The organism is Pseudorhizobium xiangyangii (genome assembly GCF_020531965.1).
Classification (GTDB): domain Bacteria; phylum Pseudomonadota; class Alphaproteobacteria; order Rhizobiales; family Rhizobiaceae; genus Neorhizobium; species Neorhizobium xiangyangii.
This window is the reverse complement of record NZ_JAJAWH010000002.1, coordinates 47,057-71,679: the sequence shown is the minus strand read 5'-3', so window position 1 is coordinate 71,679 and position 24,623 is coordinate 47,057. Positions and strand designations below refer to the sequence as shown.

Below are 24,623 nucleotides of genomic sequence, written 5' to 3'. Positions count from 1 at the left end.
GAGAGAACAAAGGGAAAGGAACAGACCATGTCCGTAATGCATAAACGCGCTTCTGCGGGGCTTCTTGCCCTTACCGTCATAGGTGCGCTCGCCGCCACCGCGCCGACTGCACAGGCTCGCGATCGCCACCACCATGACGACATCTGGCCCGGTGTCGCAGCGGGTATTGCGGGCGGCCTCATCGGAGGCGCCATCGCCTCGCAGCCGCGCACGGTTTACGTCGAGCCGGAATACGCGCCGCCGCCCCGGCCGGTGTACCGCCGCACCTATTATCGTGACGCGCCGCCTTGCCACTTCGAGTGGGTCGAGGACGAATGGGGCGATGCCTACCGCGCTCGCGTCTGCTACTAGTACCTGGGTTCAAAGGGCGACGGCGAGACCGTCGCCCTTCTTCTTTCATCAATCGTCGCCATCAACGGAAATCTGTTCCGCGGTCTGAGGGTGGAAGCGGATTTCCACCGCACGGCCATCCTTGTTTCGTCCTTCCACTTCGTAGCAGCCATCGTCGATCTCGACGTTGCGAATCTCGACACCCATGGCAACGACCTTGCTGCGAAGGTCCGCCTCGGTCATCCAGTCGGCGATCGGCACGTTGCCGCAACGGAAGTGGTCGTCGTCTGCTTTGGCTGTAGAAGCCAGGGCAAGGGAAGCTAAGGCAGCGGCAAGAACCAGGCTCTTCATGACAGTTTCCTTTCGATCCGACCCGAGCGCCATTGCCCGGCCGATGACTGGACCTTACGAAAACCGGGCTGAGCGATAACTGACGCTCCGTGTCAGCTAAATTTCAGCAAGGGTGTGTTACATGGTCTTGATGATGAGAGGCCTCCTTCCCCTGATGCTGATTTGCGCCTTCGCGTTGCCCACGTGGGTAGCTCGCGCCGGCGACGATGACCTGGACCGCCTGCGCGATGCTGTCAGGCGCGCAGAGGCCATGCCGCTATCCACTCTTCAGGATCACGTCCGCAAGGCATTTCCCGGCGACATCATCAGTGTCGAAATAGACGAGGACGACGGTCGCTTCATCTACGAGTTCAAGGTTCTGCAGACCAACGGCAGGTTGCTGGAAATCGAGATGGATGCCAAGGACGGCAAGGTTCTCGACATAGATGATGACGATTGATTTCCATGCGTATCCTGCTTGTTGAAGACGACCCCCTGATCGCCCGCGACGTCACGCATCACCTCGAGCGCGCCGGCTACCTCGTCGAACACGAGCGCGACGGCGAGAGCGGCTGGTTCCGCGGCGACAGCGAGGAATTCGCCGCTGTCATCCTCGATCTCGGTCTTCCGAAGCTGGACGGCCTGACCGTGCTTAAGCGCTGGCGCGCCGCCGAGCGGGTGCTTCCGGTGCTGATACTGACGGCCCGAGGAAACTGGGAAGAGCGGGTCGAGGGCATCGATGCCGGTGCCGACGATTATCTCGCAAAGCCCTTTCAGATGCCGGAACTTCTGGCGCGTCTCCGGGCAATCATCCGCCGTTCCCAGGGCAATGCCGGGCCGGTGCTGAATGCCGGGCGGCTGAAACTCGACCCCCGCAGCCGGACCGCCACGGTGGACGGGTCGCCGGTCGACCTGACGCCGCTTGAATATCGCTGCCTTCATGTCCTGATGGCGAGCGCCGACCGGCATGTCTCGCAGATGGAACTGACCGAGCAGCTTTACGCGCAGGATTTCGAGCGCGAGAGCAACTCCGTCGAAGTGCTGGTCGGGCGTCTGCGCAAGAAGTTCGGCAGGGATGTGATCACCACACGGCGCGGCTACGGTTACCGGATCGGCATTACATGAAGCGTCCACTTTCCATCCGCTCGCGCTTCCTCATCGTGTCGCTCATTGCCGTACCGTCCGCGCTGACGCTTGCTGCACTGTTCATGATCTCGGTATTCTCCACAAATCTGGAGCGGCGGCTGGACACCGAGTTGACCGGCCACATCAACAACATAGCTGCATCGCTTCGATTTGCTCCCGACGGCAGCCTCGAGCGGCCGCCAGGCTTCTTCGACAAGCGCTTCACCGAAGCCTATGGCGGCCTCTACTGGCAGATCGGCGATGAGGGTTCTCCCGCGCGCTTTCGCTCGCAATCACTCTGGGACTTCACGCTTCCTTCCCCGGAGGGCCTGCCCGCCGATGGCGCGGTTCACCGCTACGACCTTGCAGGGCCTGACGGCACCACGCTGACGGCCCAGCAGCGGCAGATCATGGTTCCAACGCCAGCCGGGCTCAAGACGCTGACCATCGTCGTCGCCGCCGACAGCAAGCCGCTCGCGGATGCCAGCCGCACCTTCGCCGTGGACATCCTGCCCTATCTCGCCGGGCTGGCGACCTTCCTGATCGCCGCCTCCGCATTCCAGGTCTTCTTCGGCCTGAGGCCACTCACCGAGCTTACCAGCGGTCTCGACAGGATCCGCGAGCGCCGTGCCGGACGGTTGCAGGGCGTGTTGCCGGCTGAATTTGCACCCGTCGAGACGGCGGTCAACCGGCTCCTCGACGAACAGGCCCAATCGCTCGCCAAGGCCCGCGCCCGCGCTGGCGACCTCGCTCATGGGCTGAAAACACCACTCACCGTCCTTTCCAACGACGCACTGACGCTTCTTGCAAAGGGAGAAACGGAAATGGCGGGCGAGATCGAGCGGCTGGTGCAGCTTATGCGCGGTCATGTGGATGCCGAGCTTGCCCGCAGCCGTATCGCCGCCAATGCCGAGATGAGGCAATCCGACGCCAACATGGAAACGATCATCGGGCAGATCGTCAGAACATTGAAGCGCACACCGGAGGGCGAGATGCTGGAGTGGCGCGTCGATGCCGCCGAGCCGCAGGACGTACCGCTCGACCCCCATGACCTGCGCGAACTGCTCGGCAACATCGTCGAGAACGCCGTCAAGTGGGCGAAAAGCGAGGTCGCGATCAGTTGGCAGGACCGCCGGCTTGTCGTCACCGACGATGGTCCTGGGGTCGATCCGGAAAAGATCCGCAGCATCACCGAGCGCGGCGTGAGGCTGGACACCAAGGTGCCCGGCACCGGACTGGGCCTTTCCATCGCCCAGGAAATCTGCAGCGTCTACGGCTTGGCGCTCGCAATCGAGAACCGCCAGGGCACCGGTTTGCAGGTCTGCATCCGGTTCTAGATTTCGCACGTGCGAAATCATTACTTGACTTTGGACCGCCTATCCACCAAATGAGGCACAGCTTTCATCTTCCGGCCGCCGCGTGAGTTGGCCCAGCGACAATAGAGATCGCGAAGAAGGTACAAGGCGCATAGATAGATCGCCCTCGACCTTGAGGGTTTACGCGCTGGAAGGCAATTTCCAACTTACAAGTTCCCACTTCACGCGGGGTTCTTGACGCCAGAGAAAACCGGACGGCATCGTGCCGTATCGGGCGATCTTTTTTTGGCGCCCCGAAAAGGTATTCGACTTGACGAATTTCCATGAGCTTGGCCTTTCCAAGCAGCTCGTAGCCACTCTCTTTGCGCTCGGTTACGAGACGCCGACGCCGATCCAGGCACAGGCAATCCCACACCTGCTCGAAGGCCGCGACATGATCGGCCTTGCCCAGACCGGCACCGGCAAGACCGCAGCATTCGGTCTTCCCCTTATCGAAATGCTCGCGAAGGACCCCAAGCGTCCTGACAACCGCACGGCCCGCACGCTCATACTTGCGCCGACCCGCGAACTGGTCAATCAGATCGCGGCAAGCCTCAAGAGCTACGTCCGCAACACGCCGATGAAGATCAACGCCGTCGTCGGCGGTGCTTCCATCAACAAGCAGCAGCTTCAGCTCGAAAAGGGCACCGACATTCTCGTCGCGACCCCGGGCCGCCTGCTTGACCTCATCGCCCGCCGCGCAATCGGCCTGACCGCAGTCCGTTACCTGGTGCTCGACGAAGCCGACCAGATGCTCGACCTCGGCTTCATCCACGACCTGCGCAAGATCTCGAAGATGGTTCCGAACAAGCGGCAGACCCTGCTGTTCTCGGCCACCATGCCGAAGACGATCTCCGAGCTCGCCTCCGACTTCCTGAAGGATCCGGTCCAGGTCTCCGTCACGCCTCCGGGCAAGGCTGCCGACAAGGTCGAGCAGTACGTGCACTTCGTGAGCGGCAAGAACGACAAGACCGATCTTCTCAAGAAGTCGCTGGAAGAAAACCCGGATGGCCGCGCCATGGTCTTCCTGCGCACCAAGCACAGCGCCGAGAAGCTCTCCAAGCACCTGGAGCATGTCGGCTTCAAGGTCGCCTCGATCCACGGCAACAAGAGCCAGGGCCAGCGCGAGCGTGCCTTGAAGGCATTCCGCGATGGAGAGATCCGCGTTCTCGTGGCGACTGACGTCGCCGCCCGCGGCATCGATATTCCCGGCGTTACCCACGTCTTCAACTACGACCTGCCGGAAGTCCCGGATGCCTACGTCCACCGCATCGGCCGCACGGCCCGTGCCGGCCGCGACGGCATTGCGATCGCCTTCTGCGCGTCGGACGAAACCGGTCTCCTGCGTGACATCGAGCGCCTGATGGGCATCGAGATCACCACCGCTTCCGGCGAGCGTCCGGAAGGCATGAGCCGCCCGGCACGTGGCGGCGGCAACAAGCGCGGCGGTCAAAATCGCGGTGGCAATGGCAATGGCCAGGCCCGTGGCGGCGAAGGCCGCCCGGAACGCCGCGATCGCCCGGCACGCAAGCCCTTCTTCCAGAATGAAGGTTCGGAAGGACGTGGCGGCCGGCCGAATGGCGGCAATGGCGGACGTCCGCAGCGCGACCGCAACGAAGACTTCCGTGGACAGCGCCGCGGCGAGGACGCTCCGCGTTCCGAAGCCGACAACGACCTCTCCTCGACCTCGGATTTCCGTGCGACGAAGAAGCAGTTCGGTGGTCCGCAGGGCGAAGGCCGTCCGGCCCGCAGCGAGCACCGCAAGGGCAATGCTCCGGCAGCGCACGGCGCCCACGAAGCCGGTAACCAGCGCAGCCGCAGCGGCCATGGCCGCCCGGCGAACAAGGGCAGCGGTACTGGCGGCCCGGTGAAGTTCGGCGGAGGCGAGGCTCGCGGCAATAGCGACCGGACCGGCAGCCAGGGCCGCAAGCGCCGCCCGGCATAACGAGTTGAAAGAGGCCGCCAACAGCGGCCTCTTTTTTTATTTGACGGCAGCGTTGCCGCCGTCGGCAAAGAGCGCCGTGCCCGCAACGAAGCTCGCCATCGGCCCCGCCAGGAACAGTGCGGCGCGAGCAATTTCCTCCGGCTGGGCGATACGCTTGAAGGCATGCAGTCCCGCCGCCCATTCCTTCTGCGCCTGATCACCCGCTGCCGGCGTGTCTACCGCACCAGGCAGCAAGGCATTGGCACGTATTCCCAACGCACCGTAGTCGGCCGTTATACCCTTCACCAGGCCCATGAGCCCCGCCTTGGCAGATCCGTAGGTCGCCATGTTCGGCATTCCGGCGCTGGTGCCGACGAAGGTGGAGGTAAAGATGATGGCCCCACCCCCGTGCCGCAGCATCGCCGGGATTTGCCGTCTTGCGCCGAGGTAGGCACTGCTGAGGTTGACGGAAAGCGTCTCATGCCATTCCTGCGGCGTTACATCCGCAAGGGGCTTGTAGGGTCCGACAGACCCGGCGTTGTTGAAGGCAATGTCGAGGCCGTCGAACTTTTCCTGCGCCGTCTCGACCAGTCGCACGTGGGTCGCATCCTCCACGATGTCGCCGATAACCGCCGATGCGCGACCGCCGGCCGCCTCGATCTCATCCACCACCGCCTGAAGGCGCCCCGCATCGCGGGCATTGACGACAACCGCAGCACCTTGGGCAGCAAACAGCAGGGCCGCAGCGCGGCCTATCCCACTGGACGCGCCGGTGATGATGGCAACCTTGTTCTCAAGCATGAGGGTCTCCTTTGCTGTTGAGACCCTTTGCCTAGCGAAGGCGAAACCCCGCCGACACCCGTTTCCCGACAACCGGCGAAAGAGGCCGTCAGGCCTTCCGGTTGACCAGATAAACGCCGCAAACAACGATGATCGTTCCGACGATCATCGGCAGTGTCAGCGGCTCGCCGAACAGGAAGAATGCCTCGATCGCGACGACCGGCGGCATCAGGTAGATGAGCGACGCCGCCCGCGACACCTGCCCGCGGCGGATGAGATAGAGGAGCAGGCCGACGGCACCCATCGAGATACCGAAGACCGACCAGGCCATGGCGAAGATTACCTCACCACTCCAGTCGAAGCGCAGGTCTTCCAAGACAAGGGCAAGCGGCAAGGTCAGGATAAAGGCGCCGATGAACTGCAGGACCGCGATCGACAGGAGGTCGCCCTGCTGCAGGTGGCGCTTCTGGTAGAGCGTGCCGTATGTAACGGAGAGCATCGCGGCGAGATTGACCATCACCGGCAACCCGAGGCCAACGAGGCCGTGCTCGAACGTGTCGAAAAGCTGCGGCGAGATGGCGATCAGAATGCCCGCGAAGCCGATGATGATGCCGACCTTCTGGCGCGGCCGCAGTCGCTCGCTGATCATCAGGGGAGCTACTGCCGCTGTCAGCAAAGGCTGCAAGCCGGCGATGATGCCGGACAGACCGGCCGGAACGCCCTGCCCGATCGCCCACCAGATGCCGGCAAGATAGAGACCGTGCAGGAACATGCCGGACACTACGCCATGCACGATCACGCGGCGCGATCTCGGCCATCGGGTGCCGACAACGACGCAGAGGCAGGCGAAGGCGATTGCGGCCAGCGCGTGCCGTGCCGCCAGGAAGGTCAGGGGATCAGCATGCGCGACCGCCAGCTTTGCGACAAGCCAACCGGTGGACCAGAGAAGGACAAAGAGGGCCGGAGCCAGTCGATCGAGCATGTCGGAACTTCCGGCGAGACGGGAATAGAGGTTGCAGGTGCTTAAAGCCCTAGCGTAATGCGGTCAAAGCAGAAATGCTGACAGAAGTCATCAGGACGGCTGAAGCTCATAAAAGAAGAAGTCGCGAGATCAAAAGTGTGGCGATTGCCTCAATTACTGGCAGACGACGGTAACCCGCGCTGGTGGAAAGCCGAATTTCCATGCCGTTGCCTCGAATTTGCACGCTTCTTGCATCGCCCTGATGAAAACTACAAGCCGAGGGGAAACGGGCATTGGCGTTCGATGAAATGATGACTGCGGACGGACGTCCGCGCCCCGCCTACGAGACCTATCACGAGTGGTACCGGAACCAGGATCCCGCTCACCTTCTCCAGAAGACGCGCGACGCCGAGAACATATTCCGCAAGACGGGCATCACCTTCGCTGTCTACGGACATGCGGATAGCTCGGAAAAGCTCATTCCCTTCGACATCATTCCCCGCATCATCTCCGGCCGCGAGTGGCGCAAGCTCGCCCAGGGCATCGAACAGCGGGTTCTCGCGATCAACGCATTCCTCGACGACATCTATCACAAGCAGGAAATCATCAAGGCGGGGCGCATCCCGCGCGAACTGATCGACCGGAACGAGGCGTTCCTGCCCGAGATGATCGGCTTCAAGCCGCCCGGCGGCGTCTATACCCACATCGTCGGCACCGATATTGTCAGGACCGGCGAAGACCAGTTCTACGTGCTGGAGGACAATGCCCGCACACCTTCGGGGGTCAGCTATATGCTGGAGAACCGGGAAACCATGATGCACATGTTTCCCGAACTCTTCGCGATCAACAAGGTGCAGCGGGTGGAGGACTACCCGAGGCAGCTGCGGCAATCGCTGGCGCAACTGGCGCCGCCCGGCTGCAGGGGAAAGCCGCGCGTGGCTGTGCTGACGCCCGGTATCTACAACTCCGCCTATTACGAACACGCCTTCCTCGCCGACACGATGGGCGTCGAACTGGTGGAAGGGGCAGACTTGCGGGTCATCGACGGTCGCGTGCAGATGCGCACCACGCGTGGCTACGAGGTCATCGACGTACTCTACCGCCGCGTCGATGACGATTTCCTCGATCCCCTGACCTTCCGACCAGATTCGGCCCTTGGCGTGCCGGGGATCATGGACGTCTACCGCGCCGGCAACATCACGATCGCCAACGCACCGGGCACCGGCATTGCCGACGACAAGGCGATCTACTCCTACATGCCCGAGATCGTGCAGTTCTACACGGGCCGCAAGCCGATCCTCGAAAACGTGCCGACCTGGCGCTGCACCGAGCCCGACAGCCTGGCCTACGTCCTGGAGCACCTGCACGAACTGGTGGTCAAGGAAGTGCACGGCTCCGGCGGATACGGCATGCTGGTCGGCCCGACGGCATCCAGGAAGGAATGTGCAGCCTTCGCCGCCAAGCTGCGGGCAAATCCGTCGAACTACATCGCCCAGCCGACGCTCTCGCTGTCCACCACGCCGATCTTCGTCAACAAGGGTATCGCACCGCGGCACGTGGACCTGAGGCCTTACGTGCTGGTCTCCGACAAGGTGAAGATCATCCCTGGCGGCCTTACTCGCGTGGCGCTGAAGAAGGGGTCCCTGGTGGTGAATTCCAGTCAGGGCGGCGGCACCAAAGACACCTGGGTTCTGGAGGACTGATCATGCTTCTGGGACGTACGGCCAACGGCCTCTACTGGATGTTCCGCTATATCGAGCGGGCGGAAAACATCGCCCGCCTCGTCGATGTGGGTCTGCGCGTATCTTTGACGCGGAGCGACACCGGCGACGAGGACTGGGACGGCGTGCTTCAAAGTGCGGATGTGCGCGAGCCTTACCTCAAGGTTCACCCGAACGTCACGGCATCCGATGCGATCGACTTTCTGCTGCGGGATCACAACAATCCCTCCAGCGTGATGTCCTGCATCGACGCCGGCCGCAACAATGCGCGCATGGTCCGGACCGCGCTGACCCGCGAAACGTGGGAGGCGACGAACGAATGCTGGATCGACATCAAGCAGCGCCTGCAGCGGAAGATCAGGGACGTCGATCTTCCCGAACTGATCGATGTCATCAAGCACCGCTGCGGCCTGATCCGTGGCGCCTTCCACGGGTCGATGCTGCGAAACGACATCTATAACTTCTCGCGCATCGGCACTTTCATCGAGCGCGCCGACAACACGAGCCGCATCCTCGACGTGAAGTACTACGTCCTGCTGCCGGCCGTCAGCCAGGTGGGCTCGCTTATCGACAACATGCAGTGGGAATCGATCCTGCGCTCGGTCTCCGCGCATCGCTCCTACGGCTGGGTCTACGACGGCGGGGAATACGTGCCCGCCAATATCGCCGATTTCCTCATTCTCAACGGCCGCATGCCCCGTTCGCTTGCCTACAGCTATGGAAAGATTGTCCGCAACCTCCAATATCTTGAGGGTGAATACGGGATTCGTCCAAAAGCAATCGACACGGCCGAAGGAATCCAGGCAATGCTGACCCGCGGCTCGATCAACGACATCATGGACCACGGACTGCATGAATTCCTGGACGACTTCATCAATCGCAACAATCAGCTCAGCCTCGAAATCTCCGACGGATATCGGTTCTATCAGTAGGGTATCGCGGACATGAAGCTGACGATCGCGCACGCGACAGAGTATCGTTATGAGCAGCCGGTTTCTTATGTGGTGCAGCGTCTTCGGCTGAGGCCGATGGATGGCCCGACGCAGAAGGTGCTGAACTGGTCCGTCTTGGTGGACGGAAAGCCGGCCGAGACCGGCTATGGCGACCAATACTGCAACCAGGTGGCGCTCATGTCGCTGCAGGGCAATACGCAAGCGGTGCGGATTGTTGCCCGTGGCGAAGTCGAAACCATCGACACCGCCGGTGTCTACGGAGCACACCAGGGCTTTACGCCACTCTGGCTGTTCCTGCGCCATACACCTCGAACCGAGCCGGGCCAGCGTGTCCGCGATCTCGTGCAGCGCATCGGCGGTGAAGACGATATCAGCCGAATGCACGCCTTGATGAATACGATCAACAGCGAGGTCGCCTATCTGCCCGGCACGACTGACAGCGACACCACCGCCGAACAGGCGCTCGAGGCGAAAAGCGGCGTCTGCCAGGACCACGCACACATCTTCATCGCGGCGGCGCGCTCACTGGGCATCCCCGCGCGCTATGTCTCCGGCTATCTGTTGATGGATGGCGTCGTCGAGCAGGTCGCGACGCATGCCTGGGCGGAAGTCCACCTTCCAAACCTTGGCTGGGCCGGTTTCGATCCGGCGAACAATGTCTGCCCTGACGAACGCTACGTCCGCATCGCCACGGGGATGTGCTATCACGATTGCGCACCGATTGCCGGCGTGCGCATCGGCCCGACCAACGAGAACCTGACCGTATCAGTCACGGTCGCACGGGCCGGAAGCCAACAGCAATAAAGGTGAAGACAGCGCTGGTGAAGGCGGCGCTGTCTAAGCCAGTTCGGGAAGTCCGCGCTCAAGCTCGTTGTAGGCCGCCTGCATCATATCGAGGTCATTCAGGTGGCTTATACCCGCGAGCACGATCATGATCTCGCCGATGCCGGCAGCGATATCCTTCCGGGGTTCCTTGAATGCCTCCGCGCAGAGATCGCGTGCCATCCGCTCCGACCCGCCGGACGAGCGGTACAGGGCAAGGGCTACCTTCAGCATCTGAAATCGATGGTCTGAAACTGTCATGTTGAGCGATTCCTGCTGCAACATGCGGACTGCGCGATTCTGGAGTTCACTCATGAGCCACCGTCTGGTTGTCTGGAACCGGGAAGAAACGACAGCACAATATTCGGAATGACTTGAAAAGCAGTTAAAGGATGAAGCTTCTTTACAACGACAGGCACAAGCCCGGCACCACGTTGATGTGATCTACTATGCCTCTACAAGGAGGCAGGATGCTGTTCGGGCAATCAGTGTTTCAGTCGGTACTGACCCGGCTGAGCGAAGAGGAAAAACGGGAGGATGCCGAGGCGGCACCATCGACCTTCCGCGTGGCAGGCCTGAATGCGGGCTTCGTCGCGGCGACGGTGGACGCGCCGTCGACGGTCGAGTCTGCCGGCACAAGCGCCTACTTCGATTTTCTTGCCGACCCCGAAGATCTACCGCCCGCCGCAGAGCCCGAAGAACCGGCTCCGATGCATGACCATCTGCTGCGGGTCTCCGAGGAGGAGGTCGCCGCCGAACTCGCGATCATGCCCGCCGACACTGCCGAGGTGCTGGCGGACAAGCGCCGCCGTTTTGCCAAGGACAATCATCCCGACCGCGTACCCGCCGCACTGCGCGACAGCGCGACGTCGAGAATGAAGATGGCCAACCTGTTGATCGACCGCGCCATCAAGGATCTCTACTTGCGCTCGTCCTGAGCATCGCTGCCCGGCGCCGGCGGACGGCGATAGAATTCATAGAAGAGCTTGTAGGCGGCATAGGCGCCCATGCCGCCGACGATCGTGCCCCAGAAAGGTGCGTTCGTGTAGAACTCGAAACCGGCCCAGGCCGCACAGGAGCCGACAATCAGCAGCCGTGCCCAGAGCGGTTGGTAATACGGGTGGTCGAGATCGATCATTCAATTATTCTCCTGCCGCCTGAAGTGGCGTGCGAAGCGCAATGATATCCCGGTCGATGAGCGAAAAGGCAAGCCCGACATGGCCTTCAAAGACAAGTGCTGCTTCATCGACCACCACTTCAAGCCGCGGCATGCCGGACAGCCGGACCACATGCGTCTGCGCCAGCCCCTCCTCCACGCCCGCCTGCAGAAGATCGTAATAGCGGATGCCCGGACCGGTGATGAAGATCGACATGTGATCGTACAGGCTGAGCAATCGCGAAATGCCGTTTCCGAGCGCGACGCCCGCCTGGCGAAACGCCAATACGGCCATCCGCTGCCCCTGCCGGGCCAGCGCCGCGATCTTGTCGACCTCGGCCAGCGGCACGATCTTTGCGGGCACCGTATCGGCACGCACTTCGAACGCGGATCTCAACACCGCATAGAAGCCCGCATAGGCCTCGATGCAGCCGCGAGCCCCGCAACGACACAGCGCCCCTCCAGGAATGTGCAGCATGTGCCCGAAGTTCGGCGCCGAGATTTCCGCATCCTTCTCCGGCAGCGTCCGTGCAATTCCAAGACCAATGCTGTGGCCGAGCGAGATCGCTGCAAGGCTGGCGCCTGGTTGCGCCCCGCGCGCCTGCCTTTGCTGTAGTGCTTTGGCCACGAGCAGCGTCTCGTTGTTGAGGACGACCTTGTCTCCCCAGTTCTCGCCGAGCGCGACACGAAAATCCACCGCCTCCGATCCCAGCATGGGAGACCAGACCAGCACTGGCTCGGAGGGACTGACGAGGCCCTTGCTGCTGAGTGAAACGAGAAGGACCTGATTGCGGCCGATATCCGCGCGCTGCACCGTCCGGTCGAGCCCGGCGGAAATAGCGGCGACGAACGCTTCTCGCGAGCCCTCGGGCCGGGTCTCCGTAAAGCGGTCCAGAAGCGTCCCGGCATAATCGACCAGGGAATACTGGATGGAATCCGAGGAGATGATGACGGTGATAAGATAGCCGCAATCGCGCCGCTGGCTGAACAAAACCCGGGGGCGTCCCCTGCCGGTGGGCGCCTGCTGCTCGCTCTTCTCGATGATCGCGCTGCGTTCAAGGTCGGCGGTGATGGCCGAGATCGTCGCCGACGAGAGACCGGTCGCCTCCGATATCTGCGTATGGGATAGCCGTCCCTCGCGTCGGAGCACCGACAAGACAAGGGCACTGTTCTGTTGCCGGACCAGTTCGGTGCTCGACTTGGCCAGCATGAACGGCCCTTCCTCCCTTCGTTTATCGCTCAAGAACCGGGCGTTTATTGTTCAAGAACCCCGGCCGCGCTACCTGAAATCGTGGTCCGTTCGGCCGATTGACTCCGTTAAAATTCTCTGACATCTATTTTCTCGACTGTCGAGAAAAAAGCGTTTGCTTGTCCGACAGCTAAACTGGCGGGGGGAGAGCACGGAGGCTTTGGCCATCCGCCGTCACTCGGGAGGAGGACATTATGAAGTCGATCATCAGACTGATGGCCGGTGCGGCCATCGTTGTTTCCATGCAGACTGCCGCTTTGGCACAGGAGCTAGTTGTTGGCGTTTCCTGGTCGAATTTCCAGGAAGAGCGCTGGAAGACCGATGAAGCTGCCATCAAGACGGCGCTCGAAGCCGCCGGCGCCAAATACATTTCCGCCGATGCCCAGTCGTCCGCAGCCAAGCAGCTGACCGATGTGGAATCGTTGATTTCGCAAGGGGCAAATGCGCTGATCGTTCTCGCGCAGGACAGCGACGCCATCGGCCCAGCCATCGAGAAGGCAACAGCGGAAGGCATTCCTGTCGTCGGCTACGACCGCCTGATCGAAAACCCAGAAGCTTTCTACATCACCTTCGACAACAAGGAAGTCGGCCGCATGCAGGCTGCCGAAGTGTTCAAGGTCAAGCCGGAAGGCAACTACGTCTTCATCAAGGGCTCCTCTGCCGATCCGAACGCGGACTTCCTGTTCTCCGGCCAGATGGAAGTGCTGAAGGAAGCGATCGACAGCGGCAAGATCAAGAACGTCGGCGAAGCCTACACCGACGGCTGGAAGCCTGAAAACGCCCAGCGGAACATGGAACAGTTCCTGACCGCCAACGACAACAAGGTCGATGCGGTCGTGGCATCCAACGACGGCACCGCCGGCGGTGCGATCGCTGCTCTCGATGCCCAGGGCCTTGCCGGTTCTGTTCCCGTATCCGGCCAGGATGCGGACAAGGCGGCGCTGAACCGTGTCGCACTCGGCACCCAGACCGTTTCCGTCTGGAAGGACTCACGCGAACTCGGCAAGAACGCCGCAGAGATCGCGCTTGCCCTTGCCGGCGGCAAGACCATGGACCAGATCCCTAACGTGCAGACCTTCACGGGCGGCCCGAAGGGTGCCGAGATGAAGTCCGTCTTCCTCGCTCCGCTGCCGATCACCAAGGACAACCTCAACGTTGTCGTCGATGCCGGCTGGATCAGCAAGGATGAGGCCTGCCAGGGCGTGAAGGCCGACTCGGTTGCCGCCTGCAACTAACGGCGAAGCATAAGAGCGAAGCAGAAAATCCCGACGTTGCCAGCACTCGCGCCGCAACGTCGGGATCGGTCATGACGGCAGGGCGCCGATGCGGTGCGCTGCGCAGGCGGCACGGTCCAGCGGAAAACTATTCCATTGGCGACCAACGCGCCGCAAGAAGTGGGGAACGGCAAGAATGGCCGATACATTGCATTCGACGACAACGGGCGGACCGAGACAGTCGGACGCCAATCTCGTTAAGCGCTTCTTCCGCGCGACCGAGATCGATACGCGCCTGCTCGGCATGGTCGGCGCATTGCTGATCATCTGGGTCGGCTTCCATTTCCTCACAGGCGGGCTCTTCCTGACCCCACGCAACCTGTGGAACCTGACGGTGCAGACGTCGTCCGTCGCGGTCATGGCAACCGGTATGGTGCTGGTGATCGTCACCCGCAACATCGACCTATCGGTCGGCTCGATACTCGGTTTCACCGGCATGATCATGGGCGTGATGCAGGCCCATATCCTGCCCCAGCTGCTGGGCTTCGACCACCCTGCCCTCTGGGCCGTGGCACTGGCGACGGGCCTTGTCGTCGGCGCGATGATCGGCGGCCTGCACGGCGTGATCATCGCCTTCCTCGGCGTCCCGTCCTTCATCGTCACTCTCGGCGGCCTGCTGATATGGCGCGGAGCGACTTGGTTCGTGACCAGCGGCCAGACCGTTGCCCCCATGAACGCCACGTTCCGCCTCATGGGCGGCGGCACGGAGGGCTCGATCGGCGCGACCTGGAGCTGGATCGTCGGCCTTACCGCCTGCCTCGCCATCATCGTGGCAATCATCAACGCCCGCCGCCAGCGCAAGCGCTTCTCCTTCCCGCGCAAGCCGGTGTGGGCCGAGTACGTGATCGGCGGGATCGGCTGCGCGGTCGTGATGGGCTTCGTCCTGGTCGCCAACAGCTATTACTGGCCGGTCGCCATCGCCCGCCGCTATGCCGACGCCAATGGCATCGCATGGCCGGAAGGCGGTCTCCTCATCCCTCACGGCATCGCCATCCCCGTCCTGATCGCCATTGCGGTCGGTATCGTCATGACCTTCATCGCGACGCGCCTGCGGTTCGGCCGCTATGTCTTTGCGATCGGCGGCAACCTGGAGGCGGCGGAACTCGCCGGCATCAAGACCCGCTGGGTGACGGTGCGCATCTTCGCCCTGATGGGCATGCTCTGCGCCATCGCCGCGGCCATCTCCACCGCCCGCCTCAACGCCGCGACGAACGCTCAAGGCGAACTCGACGAACTCTACACGATCGCCGCCGCCGTCATCGGCGGCACGTCACTCGGGGGCGGCATGGGCACGATCGCCGGAGCAATGCTCGGCGCGCTGGTCATGCAATCGCTGCAATCCGGCATGGTGCTGCTTGGCATCGACACACCGCTCCAGCGCATCGTCGTCGGAGCCGTCCTGGTGCTGGCCGTCTGGCTCGACACCGTCTACCGCGCCAGAGCCAAGTAACCGGCCATTCAAACAGGAGTTTTCATCGTGACGGACCAAAACACTCCGCTCGTGGAAATGAAGAACATCTCCATCTCCTTCGGTGGCATCCATGCCGTGGAAAATGCCAGTGTCGATCTCTATCCGGGAGAAGTCGTGGCGCTCGTGGGCCATAACGGCGCAGGCAAATCGACGCTGATCAAGATCCTGTCCGGCGCCTATCGCCGGGATGCCGGCGACATCCTCATCAACGGCGAGGATACCGACATCCGCAACCCTCGGGACGCCAAGAAGCACGGCATAGAGACCATCTACCAGACGCTCGCGGTTGCCGACAACGTGGACGCTGCCGCCAACCTCTATCTCGGCCGCGAACTGCAGACGGCCTGGGGCACTCTGGACGACGTCGCCATGGAGGCGAACGCCCGCAAGGTGATGGGCCGGCTCAACCCGAACTTCAAGCGCTTCAAGGAACCGGTGAAGGCGCTCTCGGGCGGACAGCGGCAATCGGTGGCCATCGCCCGCGCCATCCTGTTCGATGCGCGCATCCTGATCATGGACGAGCCGACCGCAGCACTCGGTCCGCAAGAGACGGCACAGGTGGGCGACCTCATCAAGCAGCTGAAGCGCGAGGGTATCGGCATCTTCCTGATCAGCCACGACATCCATGACGTCTTCGACCTCGCCGACCGCGTCTTCGTGATGAAGAACGGCCAGGTCGTCGGCCATGCGCGAACCGGGGACGTGACCAAGGACGAGGTGCTCGGCATGATCATCCTCGGCAAGGTGCCGCCCGGTGCGACGCCGGGGCCTGGTGCGATGAAGGTCGCGTGAGCGAACCTCTCTCGCCCTAGCGGCGCGAGACAGTAAGGCATGCAGACAGGGCTTCAAGCGGCTGCGGGGATACTGGCATTGATGCGTGCCAGCCTCCGATGGCTTCGCAGCCGACGTTGTGAGACAGTATGGACTTCGGAGGATTATATACTCATTCTACGCATTTCGAGTTCGGTACAACCTTGACCAGGAGACTACCAATGACCTTGAACAATGTTGCGATAGTCCTCAGCGTGATACTCTGGACGCTTTCAGGGTGCACGAGCACCGCCCCCGGCAACACGACCTATGCGCGGACGCAGGAACCCGGACCCAACGCCGTGTTTGGCAGCTACAACCACGATGATCTGGACCCAGGGCGGGGTCTTTATAACTGACCGCTGGGTTTCTACATTGCTTCGCCAGAAGAGCCAGGCTGCCGCGTCACGCGACGCCCGGCCGGATGCATTGAGGATCACCTGCGCGCCGGGGGACCCTGCCGGAACCAATTTGCTCCCGCGTCGTTGACCGGGGCTGCGCTCCGAAATGCTGCGTGGCCGCGCAAAGAGGGAGGAAACCGATGCAGAAGGGACCATTGAAGGCACTGCTGGCCGTATTGGCAGTGGCCGGTTACCAGAACCGCGACAAGATTGCCGAGGTTTTCCGCGAAGCGACCCGCGGACGCACAGGCGCGCCTGCCGACGGCACGCTCTCGCAAGGCATGCAATCGGAGGGCGAACAGCCCGGTACGACGCCATCGGGCGGCGGACTGAACGACCTGCTCGGCAGCCTGCAGGGCGGCTTGCAGGGAGGCCTGCAAGGTGGATTGGGAAGCATTCTCGCTGGCGGATCGCTTGGATCGCTCGGGTCGATCCTCAATAACGGGCTTGGCGAACTTCTGGATCAGTTCAAGCAGACCGGCCATGGCGACAAGGCGGAATCCTGGGTGAGAACGGGAGAAAACCAGCCGATCGATGACCGGGAACTGTCCGACGCGCTGGGACCGGATGTTCTTGCGGATCTGGCCGAACGGACAGGTCTTTCGCAGGAAGAGATCCTCAGCAGGCTATCCAAGGATCTGCCGAGCGTCGTGGACGAGCTCACGCCTGAGGGCCAGGTCCCGCCTCCGCAATCGGCGTGACACGCAAACACTTGCGATGGGCATGCCACACCGTTGCGTGATGGTTCAGCGCACCGTGGAATTTTTCCCGGTGCCTGGATCGCTATTGCCATTGATGCGGGCGGCTTCCTGGGTTAAGTACCAGCCATCGGAGCGGCGAGTCAGACTTGCCGACGGTTAGCACCCGTAGCTCAGCTGGATAGAGTGTTGGATTCCGATTCCAAAGGTCACAGGTTCGAATCCTGTCGGGTGCGCCATATTCTTTCAAAAACCATAGTAAATTTAAATACTTAGGTTTTTGACTCTGATTTTTGCACCACATTTTGCGCGCACGGTACGCTTGCGACGTCAATAGCTGAGCGGTACTTATGCCCAATGGCAACTATCCGTCGCGGCTCAACTACCATCTGCGAAAGCGCGTACCTCTTCGATTTCGGTTGATAGAAGTCCCCGAACACGTCGCCGTATCACTTCACACCGCCGTGCCGAGCCGTTCGGCCTGACCGACCTACCTGCCGACGTCCTCTTTGTGACGGCAGGCATCGACATGCAGGACCAATGGGCAGATTGGGTGCTGACCGGCCATAGCCGAACCGAGACGTTCGTTCTCGCCAACGGGCAGATACATGGCCGGTTCGACTCGGATGACCTATGGGCCGAAGTGGACGACCTCCTCAAGACGACCTGGCAGCATCCGGGCGGCGCACATATCGGCGTATCGGCGGCGCTAATCGATAGCGGGGACGGGGAGCATCAGCCGCATGTCTATGCCTTCGCCCGTCCCCGGTTCGGTCGCAAGGTCGCGGCCTCGAAGGGCATGGCCGGATTCAGCCGTCCGCCGCTGCAACGCTCGAACGTCAAAGGCCAGTCGGTTTTCATCGTCGGTAGCGATGCCATCAAAAATTCGATCTTCAATCGACTGTCCGCTGGCAAGAGCATTCGGTTTTCGGGCGACCTTGAAGCGCGGTTCTTTGAGGAGCTTGTGAGCGAGCGGCGCATTGTCCGCTATACGCGAGGCCAGCCGACGCGAGCATTTGAGCGCATCCCCGGCAGGCGAGCCGAGTGCCTGGACGCCTTCACCTATAGCCTCGCGGCCCGAGTCCTGATCAACATCGATCTCGATAGGCGTGAGGCTGAGCTTTCCAGTGCAGCCGCACCTAAGGTCGTGCGAACAGTCTTCAAGTCATTATTTTTAAACAGGTAGCGAGTTGACTAGAAATCATTGCATATGATGCGAGAAACATAATGAGCGATGGCAAGGTACATTTAGGCAAAGTTGTACGCCTCATAAAAAGAGGCGAAGACATACCGCATGATTTAATGAATTTGACCATCAATGAGATTACCGACACATATTCCTGTGAAAGCCGGAGAATAGCCGCTTCTCAAATATCCGAAAGCGCCGGAAAATACCTTGAATCTTGGGCTCTACTCAACTTCATAAGCGCGAAATCTAGCGAGGAAGAAATCAGAGACATCATAGAGACACGGAAAATCCTTGTGTCTCGACTGACAGTCATTTTGCCTGCGATCATCGAAATATTCGAAATAGACGACGTTAACGACATATCGTCCGCAACTCACCAAATATACGATTGCGCTGGAGAATATCCGGCAATTGAGAGGTCTCAATTCTCTTCTCAGCAACGTAAGAAGGCCGTCAAAGGGATAAAATCCATAATACAATTGGCAGAACAATTGGATGGAGCGCTGGATGAAGCTTCAAGACACATAGATATCGAATTTAATCACCACAAAGACGCGATTGCTCGTTTTTATGAAACCGAGCAAGAATTGAGACATATCGAGAGCTTTCGCCGCGAGCTAATGGCATTGCGTTTTGTTTCGAGACTAACTCTCTATCGCGACAGTGTATGCCAGCGATCGTTCTATGTAGGCGACAACAAAGCGAAAACCCACGTTGTCGAATGTGCATACCGTCTTGCTTTGCAGTTCGGCACACCCGTTCTTAAAACAACGCCAGGATCAGAATTTTCAAATCTTTGCAGCCTTATATATGAGCTTGGAACAGGGATACCGCACGAAAGCTTGGCAGGTGCCATCAACAAGTTTGCTCGCAGCCCCGAAAGACAAGAGGTAGATGAGGAAGAAAAAACCCACCGCTATGAAAATAGTGATGAGGGCATCGCGGATTACGAGTCTGATAATTTTGCCGCTCTGAAATCACGAATAAAGTCGTTGGGAGCGGAGGAGGAATTTTGGCAAAGTATGCTGTCCTCACAGTCATGGGACAAAAATTCGATCCAGCAAATCTCGAATCGTATGCTGGACGTAATAGAACAAAAGCAGGCGGCGCTTAAAGAACACGGTCCTTTTCTCATCTGGGGCAGCCAAATGAGCCGCAGCACGTTTGCTGAGTGGCGAGAAGAGTCTGAGAGACACGAAAACAAGATACTGTCTCTAGCTATCGAACTCGGTCAGAAAGTACGCAGCCGAGCTGATTGACCTACTTTTTCGAAATTGCCGCAATGCTGGTCAACAATGCGGTGCCGAGTAACCCTACAAAGACATCGTTCGGTCCGAGGGGCAACGGTGTAGCTTAATGGATAGAGCCCTTACTTTCGACAGCTGCATATTCGGCTGGGTAAGGAGGTGCGGGTTCGACTCCTGCCGCCGTGACCGAACATCACAGGATTCGAATCTGCCAAATCCAGCACTCAACCCAGATTTGCAACACATTTTGTAACACATCTTGCCAACGGCAAGAATATTTTATTTATTGATATCAATATCTTAGTGTAACCAAGACTTTAAATTGGCGGATGTCGGGTGCGCCATTATTAGAATAAAACTTTCAGGCACTTAACGCTTGAGGTGAGGCCTCAGCAGCAATACCTCAGGCCGCGCACGTGTTGTCAGCCCGCGCCGCCAACTCCGGTTACAACCTTCCAGCGCGATCAATGTTGCGATTATGCTCCTCCTAAGCCGAGCATCTATTCCGTCCGGGTGACGGCTCTTTGGGCCTAGCCTCCCCGGACCCAGGCCGCCGACCACGCAAAGACGTATTTTGCCCAAGCCTCGGTTTTTCGGGAAACTTAATTTCCATTCGGGCCAACTGACGGTCCGCTAAATCTCGATTAAATCTATAGACTATAGATACTTTCCGCCTGACGCTTTGGAGGGCCTCATGGCGGAAAATTCGACCACCTACCTGGAGACTGCGGGATCGGGCACAGCTGATTCCAAATCACGGAATGCTCGCTATAGCATCTCGAACACCAACGCCTCGGCATTCCTGCTTCTCGGACTAGGGGCATTCTTTGCTTACTTTGGCCTGGAATATCGACTCGGCTCCCTTCGATCCATGGGTCCGGGGATGTTTCCTGTCGTGGGGGGAATGCTTCTTGTCGGCATAGCATTCGTCGTGGCGCTGACCGGACGCAAATCGGACGAACATCTTCGTAGCCTTCCGGTAAAGCCGATTGTCGCGATACTGGGTTCGGTGGTCGCATTCTCGCTACTGCTTGAAACGCTCGGTCTTGCCTTGTCGGCTCCACTCCTGATCGCGGGAGCGCTGGTTGCCAGCGGGCAAGGAAGCCTGAAGACGGGGGTGCTGCTCGGCGTCCCACTCACTCTCGCCGCGGTTCTCGCTTTTCCCATATTGCTTGGCGTGCCCCTGAAGGTGTTCCCGTAATGTGGGATACAGGCATCAGCGGTCTTCTTGGCGGACTATTGGTGGCCGTCGAGCCAATCAATCTCTTCATCTGCTTCATCGGAGTCGTGCTCGGCACGCTGGTTGGCGTTCTGCCGGGGGTCGGGCCCGTCGTCACGATTTCCCTACTTCTTCCCCTGACTTTCGGGATGGAGCCGGTGACCGCACTGATCATGCTGGCTGGCATCTACTACGGCGCGCAATACGGGGGTTCAACCACGGCAATCCTGTTGAAGCTGCCGGGGGAAACCGCCGCGGTACTGACGTGCCTGGACGGGAACCAACTCGCAAGGAATGGACGAGCAGGCGCGGCGCTTGGCATGTCCGCGATCTCCTCCTTCGTTGCAGGCACCATAGGCACGCTCGCGGTCGTCTTCTTTGCTCCCCTTCTCGTGTCCATTGCGCTGGATTTTGGCCCGGCGGAGAACGTGAGCCTGATGCTACTGGGTCTAACCGCTGCGGTGATGGTCGCCCAGGGCCCTTCCCTGCCCGCCGTCGGCATGCTTGTCGCCGGCATCCTGCTGGGCACCATTGGCACCGACACGTCCACAGGCATTGCGCGCTACCATTTCGGAATCCCGGAATTGCGAGACGGGGTAAATTTCGTCGTCATAGCGATGGGAATTTATGGTTTCGGGGAGATCATCGCCAACCTCGAGGAGGGGTTGAAGCAAGAGAAGCTTCCGACCGCCCGCATAACCAACATTTACCCTACTCGGGACGATTTTCGACGAAGCTGGAAGGCGATCTTGCGGGGTAGCTTCATTGGTTCCGCAGTGGGATTTCTGCCCGGACTGGGCACCTCGGCGGGGGCGTTCGCGGCCTATACGGTCGAGAAGAAAGTTTCAGCCCATCCTGAACTCTTCGGTACCGGCGTGATCGAAGGGGTTGCGGCACCGGAGGCGGCAAACAACGCCGCAGCCCAGACCAACTTCATCCCTTTGCTGACGCTTGGACTTCCCTCTGGGGCAATCATGGCTCTCATGGCCGGCGCAATGATGATTCATGGGGTCGTGCCGGGACCCGCGGTCATGACGACGAGACCCGAGCTCTTCTGGGGCCTGATCGCCAGTATGTTTGTCGGCAACCTCATGCTGCTGTTCCTCAACCTGAACCTCATCCGGGTATGGGTGAAGGTCCTGACGATCCCATACTCGATCCTTTTCCCGGTCATCATGCTGCTCTGTGCAATCGGGATTTACAGCCTCAACAACAGTACCTTCGACATCCTGCTGGCAGCCTTTTTCGGCCTCGTCGGTTACATCTTCATCAAGCTGAAGCTGGAGCCCGCCCCGCTTCTCATGGGCTTCGTTCTTGGTCCGATGCTGGAAGAGAATTTTCGTCGGACCATGACCATCGCCAGGGGCGACCTGACGATCTTCATCTCAAAGCCGATCAGCGCCGGCCTCCTCGCCGCAACCGCCTTGACCATCTTCTTTTCCTTGGTTCTCCCGCGCCTGCGGCGAACCCGTCACCGCGCAAACTTCACCAACCCCAAAATCGAGAAAACAAATGCGTAAAATAGTTGCACTCGCATCCGCTGCCATCATGACGGTTACGGTATCCTGCCCGGCACTTGCCGAATTCCCGGAGCAGCCAATCCGGATTGTGGTCTCGGCCCTCCCGGGCGGTAGCCCCGACATCCTCGCACGAATTATCGGCCAGCATCTCAGCCTCAAGATCGGGCAGAGCGTCATTGTGGAAAACAAATCGGGTGGCGCAGGTGCGATTGCTAACGAGTACGTGGCCCGCGCAAAGCCAGATGGCTACACCTTGCTGGGCACCTCGGATGCTCTCGGCATCAATGTCAGCTTTTTTCCCGACCAGCCTGATCCGACAACGAGCTTTACCCCGGTCATCCAGGCCATGTCGTCACCGCAGGTTTTGGCAGTCAGAAGCGACATCGATGTAAAGAGCGTGGACGAGTACGTTGAAAGAGCAAAGACCGACCCGGGCGGTCAGACGATCTCTGTGCCCGGCGTGACCACGAGCGGCAACCTGGCATCCCTGATGCTGGAGTCGCAAACTGGCATCGATCTCAACATCGCCGTCTATCCGAGTGCCGCACCAGCAATCAACGACGTCTTGGGTCAGCACATCGATTCCATTTTTGTAACGCTTGGTCCTGCATTGCCGCAAATTCAGGCGGGCAAGCTCCGCGCTATCGCCGTGACCACACCGGAAAGAACGCCAGCTCTGCCCGATGTCCCCACGTTTCGCGAGCTCGGCCTGGATGGGATGACTTTCACTTCCTGGCAGGGCTACTTCGCTCCAGCCGGGACACCACCCGAAGTGGTTTCAAAACTCAACAGCGCAATCAACGAAGTTCTGGCCGAACCTGAGGTCCAGAAGCAGTTGCTTGCCAACGCCTTCGATCCTGCCGGCGGCACCCCCGAGCAACAGGGAGCCCTATTGCACGACGGCATCGGATTCTGGGCCGACATCGTCAAGAAGAACAACGTCAAACTTGAAAACTGAAGCACAAGGAGATTCAGACCATGTCGATCCATCCTTTGAATGATTTTCAGCCGACAGACGTGTGGTACACGGTCTGCCCGGTACCGTCGGCGGTCAGCATTGCTTTGGGCCGCGGCGAAATACAGGCGCGGTTCGCCAATAGCCCCGTCAATTTGCGAAATGTGCGAACGCATGAAGACCGTAGCGTGCGCGAGTCACACTACGACCAGACCCAGCAAAACCTGTTCCGTGAAGGTGGCAATATTCCACCGCTATGGAGCCGTTCCGAGGGCAAGGACGTTCGCGTCATCGGGCTCTCCTGGGTGGAGCACTACGCCAGCCTGATCACACTGCCTGGCTCCAACATCCGAAGCCCTGCCGATCTGAAGGGCAAGCGGCTCGGCTTGATCAATCGTCCCAACGACAGGATCGATTTTAGCCGGGCTACCCAGCTCCGCGGGTATCATGTCGCCCTGAAGGCTGGCGGCATTTCGCCAAATGACGTCACATTTGTCGACCTCACCTACGAGAAGCCTCTGGTCGGCCTACCTCCTGAGACAAAAGCCTTGTCATCCTCCGCGTTTGGAATCATCGGCGTCAGAGAGCGACAATCGGTCCTCATTCGAGCCTTGCTGGAAGGCACGGTGGACGCGCTATATCTCACCGGCGCCGGGGCCGAGGTGCAGAGTCTGACAGGTGCGAATGTCATCTTCGATGCGGCGACCTCGCTCGATCCATCGGATCGCGTGAGCAATCTCACCCCCGTCACGTTCACCGTCAAAGGCGAGTTGCTCGATGCCCAACCCGACATCGTCACCGAGTATGTTGCCGCCAATCTGCGGTCAGCGAAGTGGGCACGCGAAAACCCGCAGGATGCGGCCCGATATATCGCTCGCGACACGGCGATCCCCGAGGAGGCCGTCGAGCTGAGTTATTCTCCCAAGGTCATCCATCAACTGGAAACCAGTCTCGATGACGACCTGATTGGTCATCTCAAAACCCAAAAGGAATTTCTCCTGGAGCAGGGTTTCCTGAAGGCTGATTTTTCATTCAATGACTTCATAGACCCCAAGCCACTCGCCCGTGCGCGTGAGCTGGTTGCAAGGGAGCTAGCGGCGGAGACGACAAAGGAAGTTGCGTAGATCGACGTT

The 24,623-nt window shown here is 60.2% G+C and carries 24 protein-coding genes, 2 tRNA genes and 1 pseudogene; 21 read left to right on the top strand and 6 right to left on the bottom strand.

The features are described from left to right. Positions 1 to 27: 27 nt before the first annotated feature. Positions 28 to 351, top strand: a complete 324-nt coding sequence (locus tag LH464_RS01735; protein ID WP_226784635.1) for a hypothetical protein — start codon at positions 28 to 30, stop codon at positions 349 to 351. A gap of 48 nt (positions 352 to 399) precedes the next feature. On the opposite strand, the gene LH464_RS01730 is transcribed toward LH464_RS01735, so the two are convergent. Then, entirely contained in the window at positions 400 to 681 is a 282-nt protein-coding gene (locus tag LH464_RS01730) for a PepSY domain-containing protein (RefSeq protein ID WP_226784634.1), read from the bottom strand. A gap of 121 nt (positions 682 to 802) precedes the next feature. On the opposite strand from LH464_RS01730, the gene LH464_RS01725 reads away from it, so the two are divergent. The 4 genes and pseudogenes from LH464_RS01725 (at position 803) to LH464_RS01710 (ending at position 5,085) form a co-directional block, all read left to right on the top strand. After that, entirely contained in the window at positions 803 to 1,120 is a 318-nt protein-coding gene (locus tag LH464_RS01725) for a PepSY domain-containing protein (protein WP_226784633.1), read from the top strand. A gap of 5 nt (positions 1,121 to 1,125) precedes the next feature. Further along, entirely contained in the window at positions 1,126 to 1,785 is a 660-nt protein-coding gene (locus LH464_RS01720; RefSeq protein WP_226784632.1) for a response regulator transcription factor, read from the top strand. Beyond that, positions 1,782 to 3,122: a sensor histidine kinase gene (locus LH464_RS01715; protein ID WP_226784631.1), complete on the top strand. Its 1,341-nt coding sequence runs from the start codon at positions 1,782 to 1,784 to the stop codon at positions 3,120 to 3,122. Before LH464_RS01720 ends, LH464_RS01715 begins: the two co-directional genes overlap by 4 nt. 248 nt (positions 3,123 to 3,370) lie before the next feature. Further along, a pseudogene (locus LH464_RS01710) lies at positions 3,371 to 5,085 on the top strand (DEAD/DEAH box helicase). Between the two features lie 36 nt (positions 5,086 to 5,121). Here the strand turns inward: LH464_RS01710 and LH464_RS01705 are convergent. Both LH464_RS01705 and LH464_RS01700 read right to left on the bottom strand, forming a co-directional pair. Then, positions 5,122 to 5,865 (bottom strand): SDR family oxidoreductase, encoded by a 744-nt coding sequence (locus LH464_RS01705; RefSeq protein WP_226784629.1) that lies wholly within the window; start codon positions 5,863 to 5,865, stop codon positions 5,122 to 5,124. A gap of 88 nt (positions 5,866 to 5,953) precedes the next feature. Then, the gene (locus tag LH464_RS01700) at positions 5,954 to 6,826 is read right to left on the bottom strand and encodes a DMT family transporter (protein ID WP_226784628.1); all 873 of its coding nucleotides are present in this window, start codon (positions 6,824 to 6,826) and stop codon (positions 5,954 to 5,956) included. A gap of 287 nt (positions 6,827 to 7,113) precedes the next feature. On the opposite strand from LH464_RS01700, the gene LH464_RS01695 reads away from it, so the two are divergent. From LH464_RS01695 to LH464_RS01685, 3 genes are read left to right on the top strand one after another with little or no spacing between them, the layout of a single operon-like run. Continuing rightward, positions 7,114 to 8,508, top strand: a complete 1,395-nt coding sequence (locus tag LH464_RS01695; protein WP_226784834.1) for a circularly permuted type 2 ATP-grasp protein — start codon at positions 7,114 to 7,116, stop codon at positions 8,506 to 8,508. Between the two features lie 2 nt (positions 8,509 to 8,510). Beyond that, positions 8,511 to 9,458: an alpha-E domain-containing protein gene (locus tag LH464_RS01690; RefSeq protein WP_226784627.1), complete on the top strand. Its 948-nt coding sequence runs from the start codon at positions 8,511 to 8,513 to the stop codon at positions 9,456 to 9,458. 12 nt (positions 9,459 to 9,470) lie between these two features. Then, positions 9,471 to 10,283 (top strand): transglutaminase family protein, encoded by an 813-nt coding sequence (locus tag LH464_RS01685; protein ID WP_226784626.1) that lies wholly within the window; start codon positions 9,471 to 9,473, stop codon positions 10,281 to 10,283. A 33-nt stretch (positions 10,284 to 10,316) separates the two neighbouring features. On the opposite strand, the gene LH464_RS01680 is transcribed toward LH464_RS01685, so the two are convergent. After that, positions 10,317 to 10,616, bottom strand: a complete 300-nt coding sequence (locus LH464_RS01680; RefSeq protein WP_226784625.1) for a hypothetical protein — start codon at positions 10,614 to 10,616, stop codon at positions 10,317 to 10,319. 155 nt (positions 10,617 to 10,771) lie between these two features. Here LH464_RS01680 and LH464_RS01675 point away from each other — a divergent pair, with 155 nt between their 5' ends. Beyond that, complete coding sequence (locus LH464_RS01675; protein WP_226784624.1) at positions 10,772 to 11,239, top strand: hypothetical protein; 468 nt, start codon at positions 10,772 to 10,774, stop codon at positions 11,237 to 11,239. On the opposite strand, the gene LH464_RS01670 is transcribed toward LH464_RS01675, so the two are convergent. Continuing rightward, positions 11,221 to 11,439, bottom strand: coding sequence for a DUF3329 domain-containing protein (locus tag LH464_RS01670; protein ID WP_226784623.1), 219 nt, complete (start codon positions 11,437 to 11,439; stop codon positions 11,221 to 11,223). The genes LH464_RS01675 and LH464_RS01670 overlap by 19 nt on opposite strands. A gap of 4 nt (positions 11,440 to 11,443) precedes the next feature. After that, positions 11,444 to 12,667, bottom strand: a complete 1,224-nt coding sequence (locus LH464_RS01665; protein WP_226784622.1) for an ROK family transcriptional regulator — start codon at positions 12,665 to 12,667, stop codon at positions 11,444 to 11,446. A 233-nt stretch (positions 12,668 to 12,900) separates the two neighbouring features. Here LH464_RS01665 and xylF point away from each other — a divergent pair, with 233 nt between their 5' ends. From xylF to LH464_RS01605, 12 genes are all read left to right on the top strand, one after another. Further along, the gene (xylF, locus tag LH464_RS01660) at positions 12,901 to 13,941 is read left to right on the top strand and encodes a D-xylose ABC transporter substrate-binding protein (protein ID WP_226784621.1); all 1,041 of its coding nucleotides are present in this window, start codon (positions 12,901 to 12,903) and stop codon (positions 13,939 to 13,941) included. A 175-nt stretch (positions 13,942 to 14,116) separates the two neighbouring features. Beyond that, the gene (locus LH464_RS01655) at positions 14,117 to 15,430 is read left to right on the top strand and encodes a sugar ABC transporter permease (RefSeq protein ID WP_226784620.1); all 1,314 of its coding nucleotides are present in this window, start codon (positions 14,117 to 14,119) and stop codon (positions 15,428 to 15,430) included. A 27-nt stretch (positions 15,431 to 15,457) separates the two neighbouring features. Further along, complete coding sequence (locus LH464_RS01650; protein ID WP_226784619.1) at positions 15,458 to 16,243, top strand: ATP-binding cassette domain-containing protein; 786 nt, start codon at positions 15,458 to 15,460, stop codon at positions 16,241 to 16,243. A 559-nt stretch (positions 16,244 to 16,802) separates the two neighbouring features. Next, on the top strand, positions 16,803 to 17,363 hold the full coding sequence (locus LH464_RS01645) for a YidB family protein (protein ID WP_226784618.1): 561 nt from the start codon (positions 16,803 to 16,805) through the stop codon (positions 17,361 to 17,363). Between the two features lie 159 nt (positions 17,364 to 17,522). Next, positions 17,523 to 17,599: transfer RNA gene (locus LH464_RS01640), tRNA-Arg, on the top strand. Between the two features lie 98 nt (positions 17,600 to 17,697). Beyond that, the gene (locus LH464_RS01635) at positions 17,698 to 18,546 is read left to right on the top strand and encodes a terminase gpA endonuclease subunit (protein ID WP_255648232.1); all 849 of its coding nucleotides are present in this window, start codon (positions 17,698 to 17,700) and stop codon (positions 18,544 to 18,546) included. Positions 18,547 to 18,587: 41 nt separating this feature from the next. Then, complete coding sequence (locus LH464_RS01630) at positions 18,588 to 19,808, top strand: hypothetical protein (RefSeq protein WP_226784617.1); 1,221 nt, start codon at positions 18,588 to 18,590, stop codon at positions 19,806 to 19,808. Between the two features lie 83 nt (positions 19,809 to 19,891). Continuing rightward, positions 19,892 to 19,979, top strand: a tRNA-Arg gene (locus tag LH464_RS01625). A gap of 511 nt (positions 19,980 to 20,490) precedes the next feature. Further along, the gene (locus tag LH464_RS01620; RefSeq protein ID WP_226784616.1) at positions 20,491 to 20,997 is read left to right on the top strand and encodes a tripartite tricarboxylate transporter TctB family protein; all 507 of its coding nucleotides are present in this window, start codon (positions 20,491 to 20,493) and stop codon (positions 20,995 to 20,997) included. After that, on the top strand, positions 20,997 to 22,535 hold the full coding sequence (locus tag LH464_RS01615; RefSeq protein WP_226784615.1) for a tripartite tricarboxylate transporter permease: 1,539 nt from the start codon (positions 20,997 to 20,999) through the stop codon (positions 22,533 to 22,535). The genes LH464_RS01620 and LH464_RS01615 overlap by 1 nt, the downstream gene beginning before the upstream one ends. 28 nt (positions 22,536 to 22,563) lie before the next feature. Further along, positions 22,564 to 23,493, top strand: coding sequence for a Bug family tripartite tricarboxylate transporter substrate binding protein (locus tag LH464_RS01610; RefSeq protein ID WP_226784614.1), 930 nt, complete (start codon positions 22,564 to 22,566; stop codon positions 23,491 to 23,493). A 20-nt stretch (positions 23,494 to 23,513) separates the two neighbouring features. Continuing rightward, complete coding sequence (locus LH464_RS01605) at positions 23,514 to 24,614, top strand: ABC transporter substrate-binding protein (RefSeq protein ID WP_226784613.1); 1,101 nt, start codon at positions 23,514 to 23,516, stop codon at positions 24,612 to 24,614. Positions 24,615 to 24,623 lie beyond the last annotated feature (9 nt).

Excerpts from the sequence above, each read along its gene's own strand:
- LH464_RS01735 (WP_226784635.1), top strand. The coding sequence starts at position 28 with ATGTCCGTAATGCATAAACGCGCTTCTGCGGGGCTTCTTGCCCTTACC.
- LH464_RS01730 (WP_226784634.1), bottom strand. The coding sequence starts at position 681 with ATGAAGAGCCTGGTTCTTGCCGCTGCCTTAGCTTCCCTTGCCCTGGCT.
- LH464_RS01725 (WP_226784633.1), top strand. The coding sequence starts at position 803 with ATGGTCTTGATGATGAGAGGCCTCCTTCCCCTGATGCTGATTTGCGCC.
- LH464_RS01720 (WP_226784632.1), top strand. The coding sequence starts at position 1,126 with ATGCGTATCCTGCTTGTTGAAGACGACCCCCTGATCGCCCGCGACGTC.
- LH464_RS01715 (WP_226784631.1), top strand. The coding sequence starts at position 1,782 with ATGAAGCGTCCACTTTCCATCCGCTCGCGCTTCCTCATCGTGTCGCTC.
- LH464_RS01705 (WP_226784629.1), bottom strand. The coding sequence starts at position 5,865 with ATGCTTGAGAACAAGGTTGCCATCATCACCGGCGCGTCCAGTGGGATA.
- LH464_RS01700 (WP_226784628.1), bottom strand. The coding sequence starts at position 6,826 with ATGCTCGATCGACTGGCTCCGGCCCTCTTTGTCCTTCTCTGGTCCACC.
- LH464_RS01695 (WP_226784834.1), top strand. The coding sequence starts at position 7,114 with ATGATGACTGCGGACGGACGTCCGCGCCCCGCCTACGAGACCTATCAC.
- LH464_RS01690 (WP_226784627.1), top strand. The coding sequence starts at position 8,511 with ATGCTTCTGGGACGTACGGCCAACGGCCTCTACTGGATGTTCCGCTAT.
- LH464_RS01685 (WP_226784626.1), top strand. The coding sequence starts at position 9,471 with ATGAAGCTGACGATCGCGCACGCGACAGAGTATCGTTATGAGCAGCCG.
- LH464_RS01680 (WP_226784625.1), bottom strand. The coding sequence starts at position 10,616 with ATGAGTGAACTCCAGAATCGCGCAGTCCGCATGTTGCAGCAGGAATCG.
- LH464_RS01675 (WP_226784624.1), top strand. The coding sequence starts at position 10,772 with ATGCTGTTCGGGCAATCAGTGTTTCAGTCGGTACTGACCCGGCTGAGC.
- LH464_RS01670 (WP_226784623.1), bottom strand. The coding sequence starts at position 11,439 with ATGATCGATCTCGACCACCCGTATTACCAACCGCTCTGGGCACGGCTG.
- LH464_RS01665 (WP_226784622.1), bottom strand. The coding sequence starts at position 12,667 with ATGCTGGCCAAGTCGAGCACCGAACTGGTCCGGCAACAGAACAGTGCC.
- xylF (WP_226784621.1), top strand. The coding sequence starts at position 12,901 with ATGAAGTCGATCATCAGACTGATGGCCGGTGCGGCCATCGTTGTTTCC.
- LH464_RS01655 (WP_226784620.1), top strand. The coding sequence starts at position 14,117 with ATGGCCGATACATTGCATTCGACGACAACGGGCGGACCGAGACAGTCG.
- LH464_RS01645 (WP_226784618.1), top strand. The coding sequence starts at position 16,803 with ATGCAGAAGGGACCATTGAAGGCACTGCTGGCCGTATTGGCAGTGGCC.
- LH464_RS01630 (WP_226784617.1), top strand. The coding sequence starts at position 18,588 with ATGAGCGATGGCAAGGTACATTTAGGCAAAGTTGTACGCCTCATAAAA.
- LH464_RS01620 (WP_226784616.1), top strand. The coding sequence starts at position 20,491 with ATGGCGGAAAATTCGACCACCTACCTGGAGACTGCGGGATCGGGCACA.
- LH464_RS01615 (WP_226784615.1), top strand. The coding sequence starts at position 20,997 with ATGTGGGATACAGGCATCAGCGGTCTTCTTGGCGGACTATTGGTGGCC.
- LH464_RS01610 (WP_226784614.1), top strand. The coding sequence starts at position 22,564 with ATGACGGTTACGGTATCCTGCCCGGCACTTGCCGAATTCCCGGAGCAG.
- LH464_RS01605 (WP_226784613.1), top strand. The coding sequence starts at position 23,514 with ATGTCGATCCATCCTTTGAATGATTTTCAGCCGACAGACGTGTGGTAC.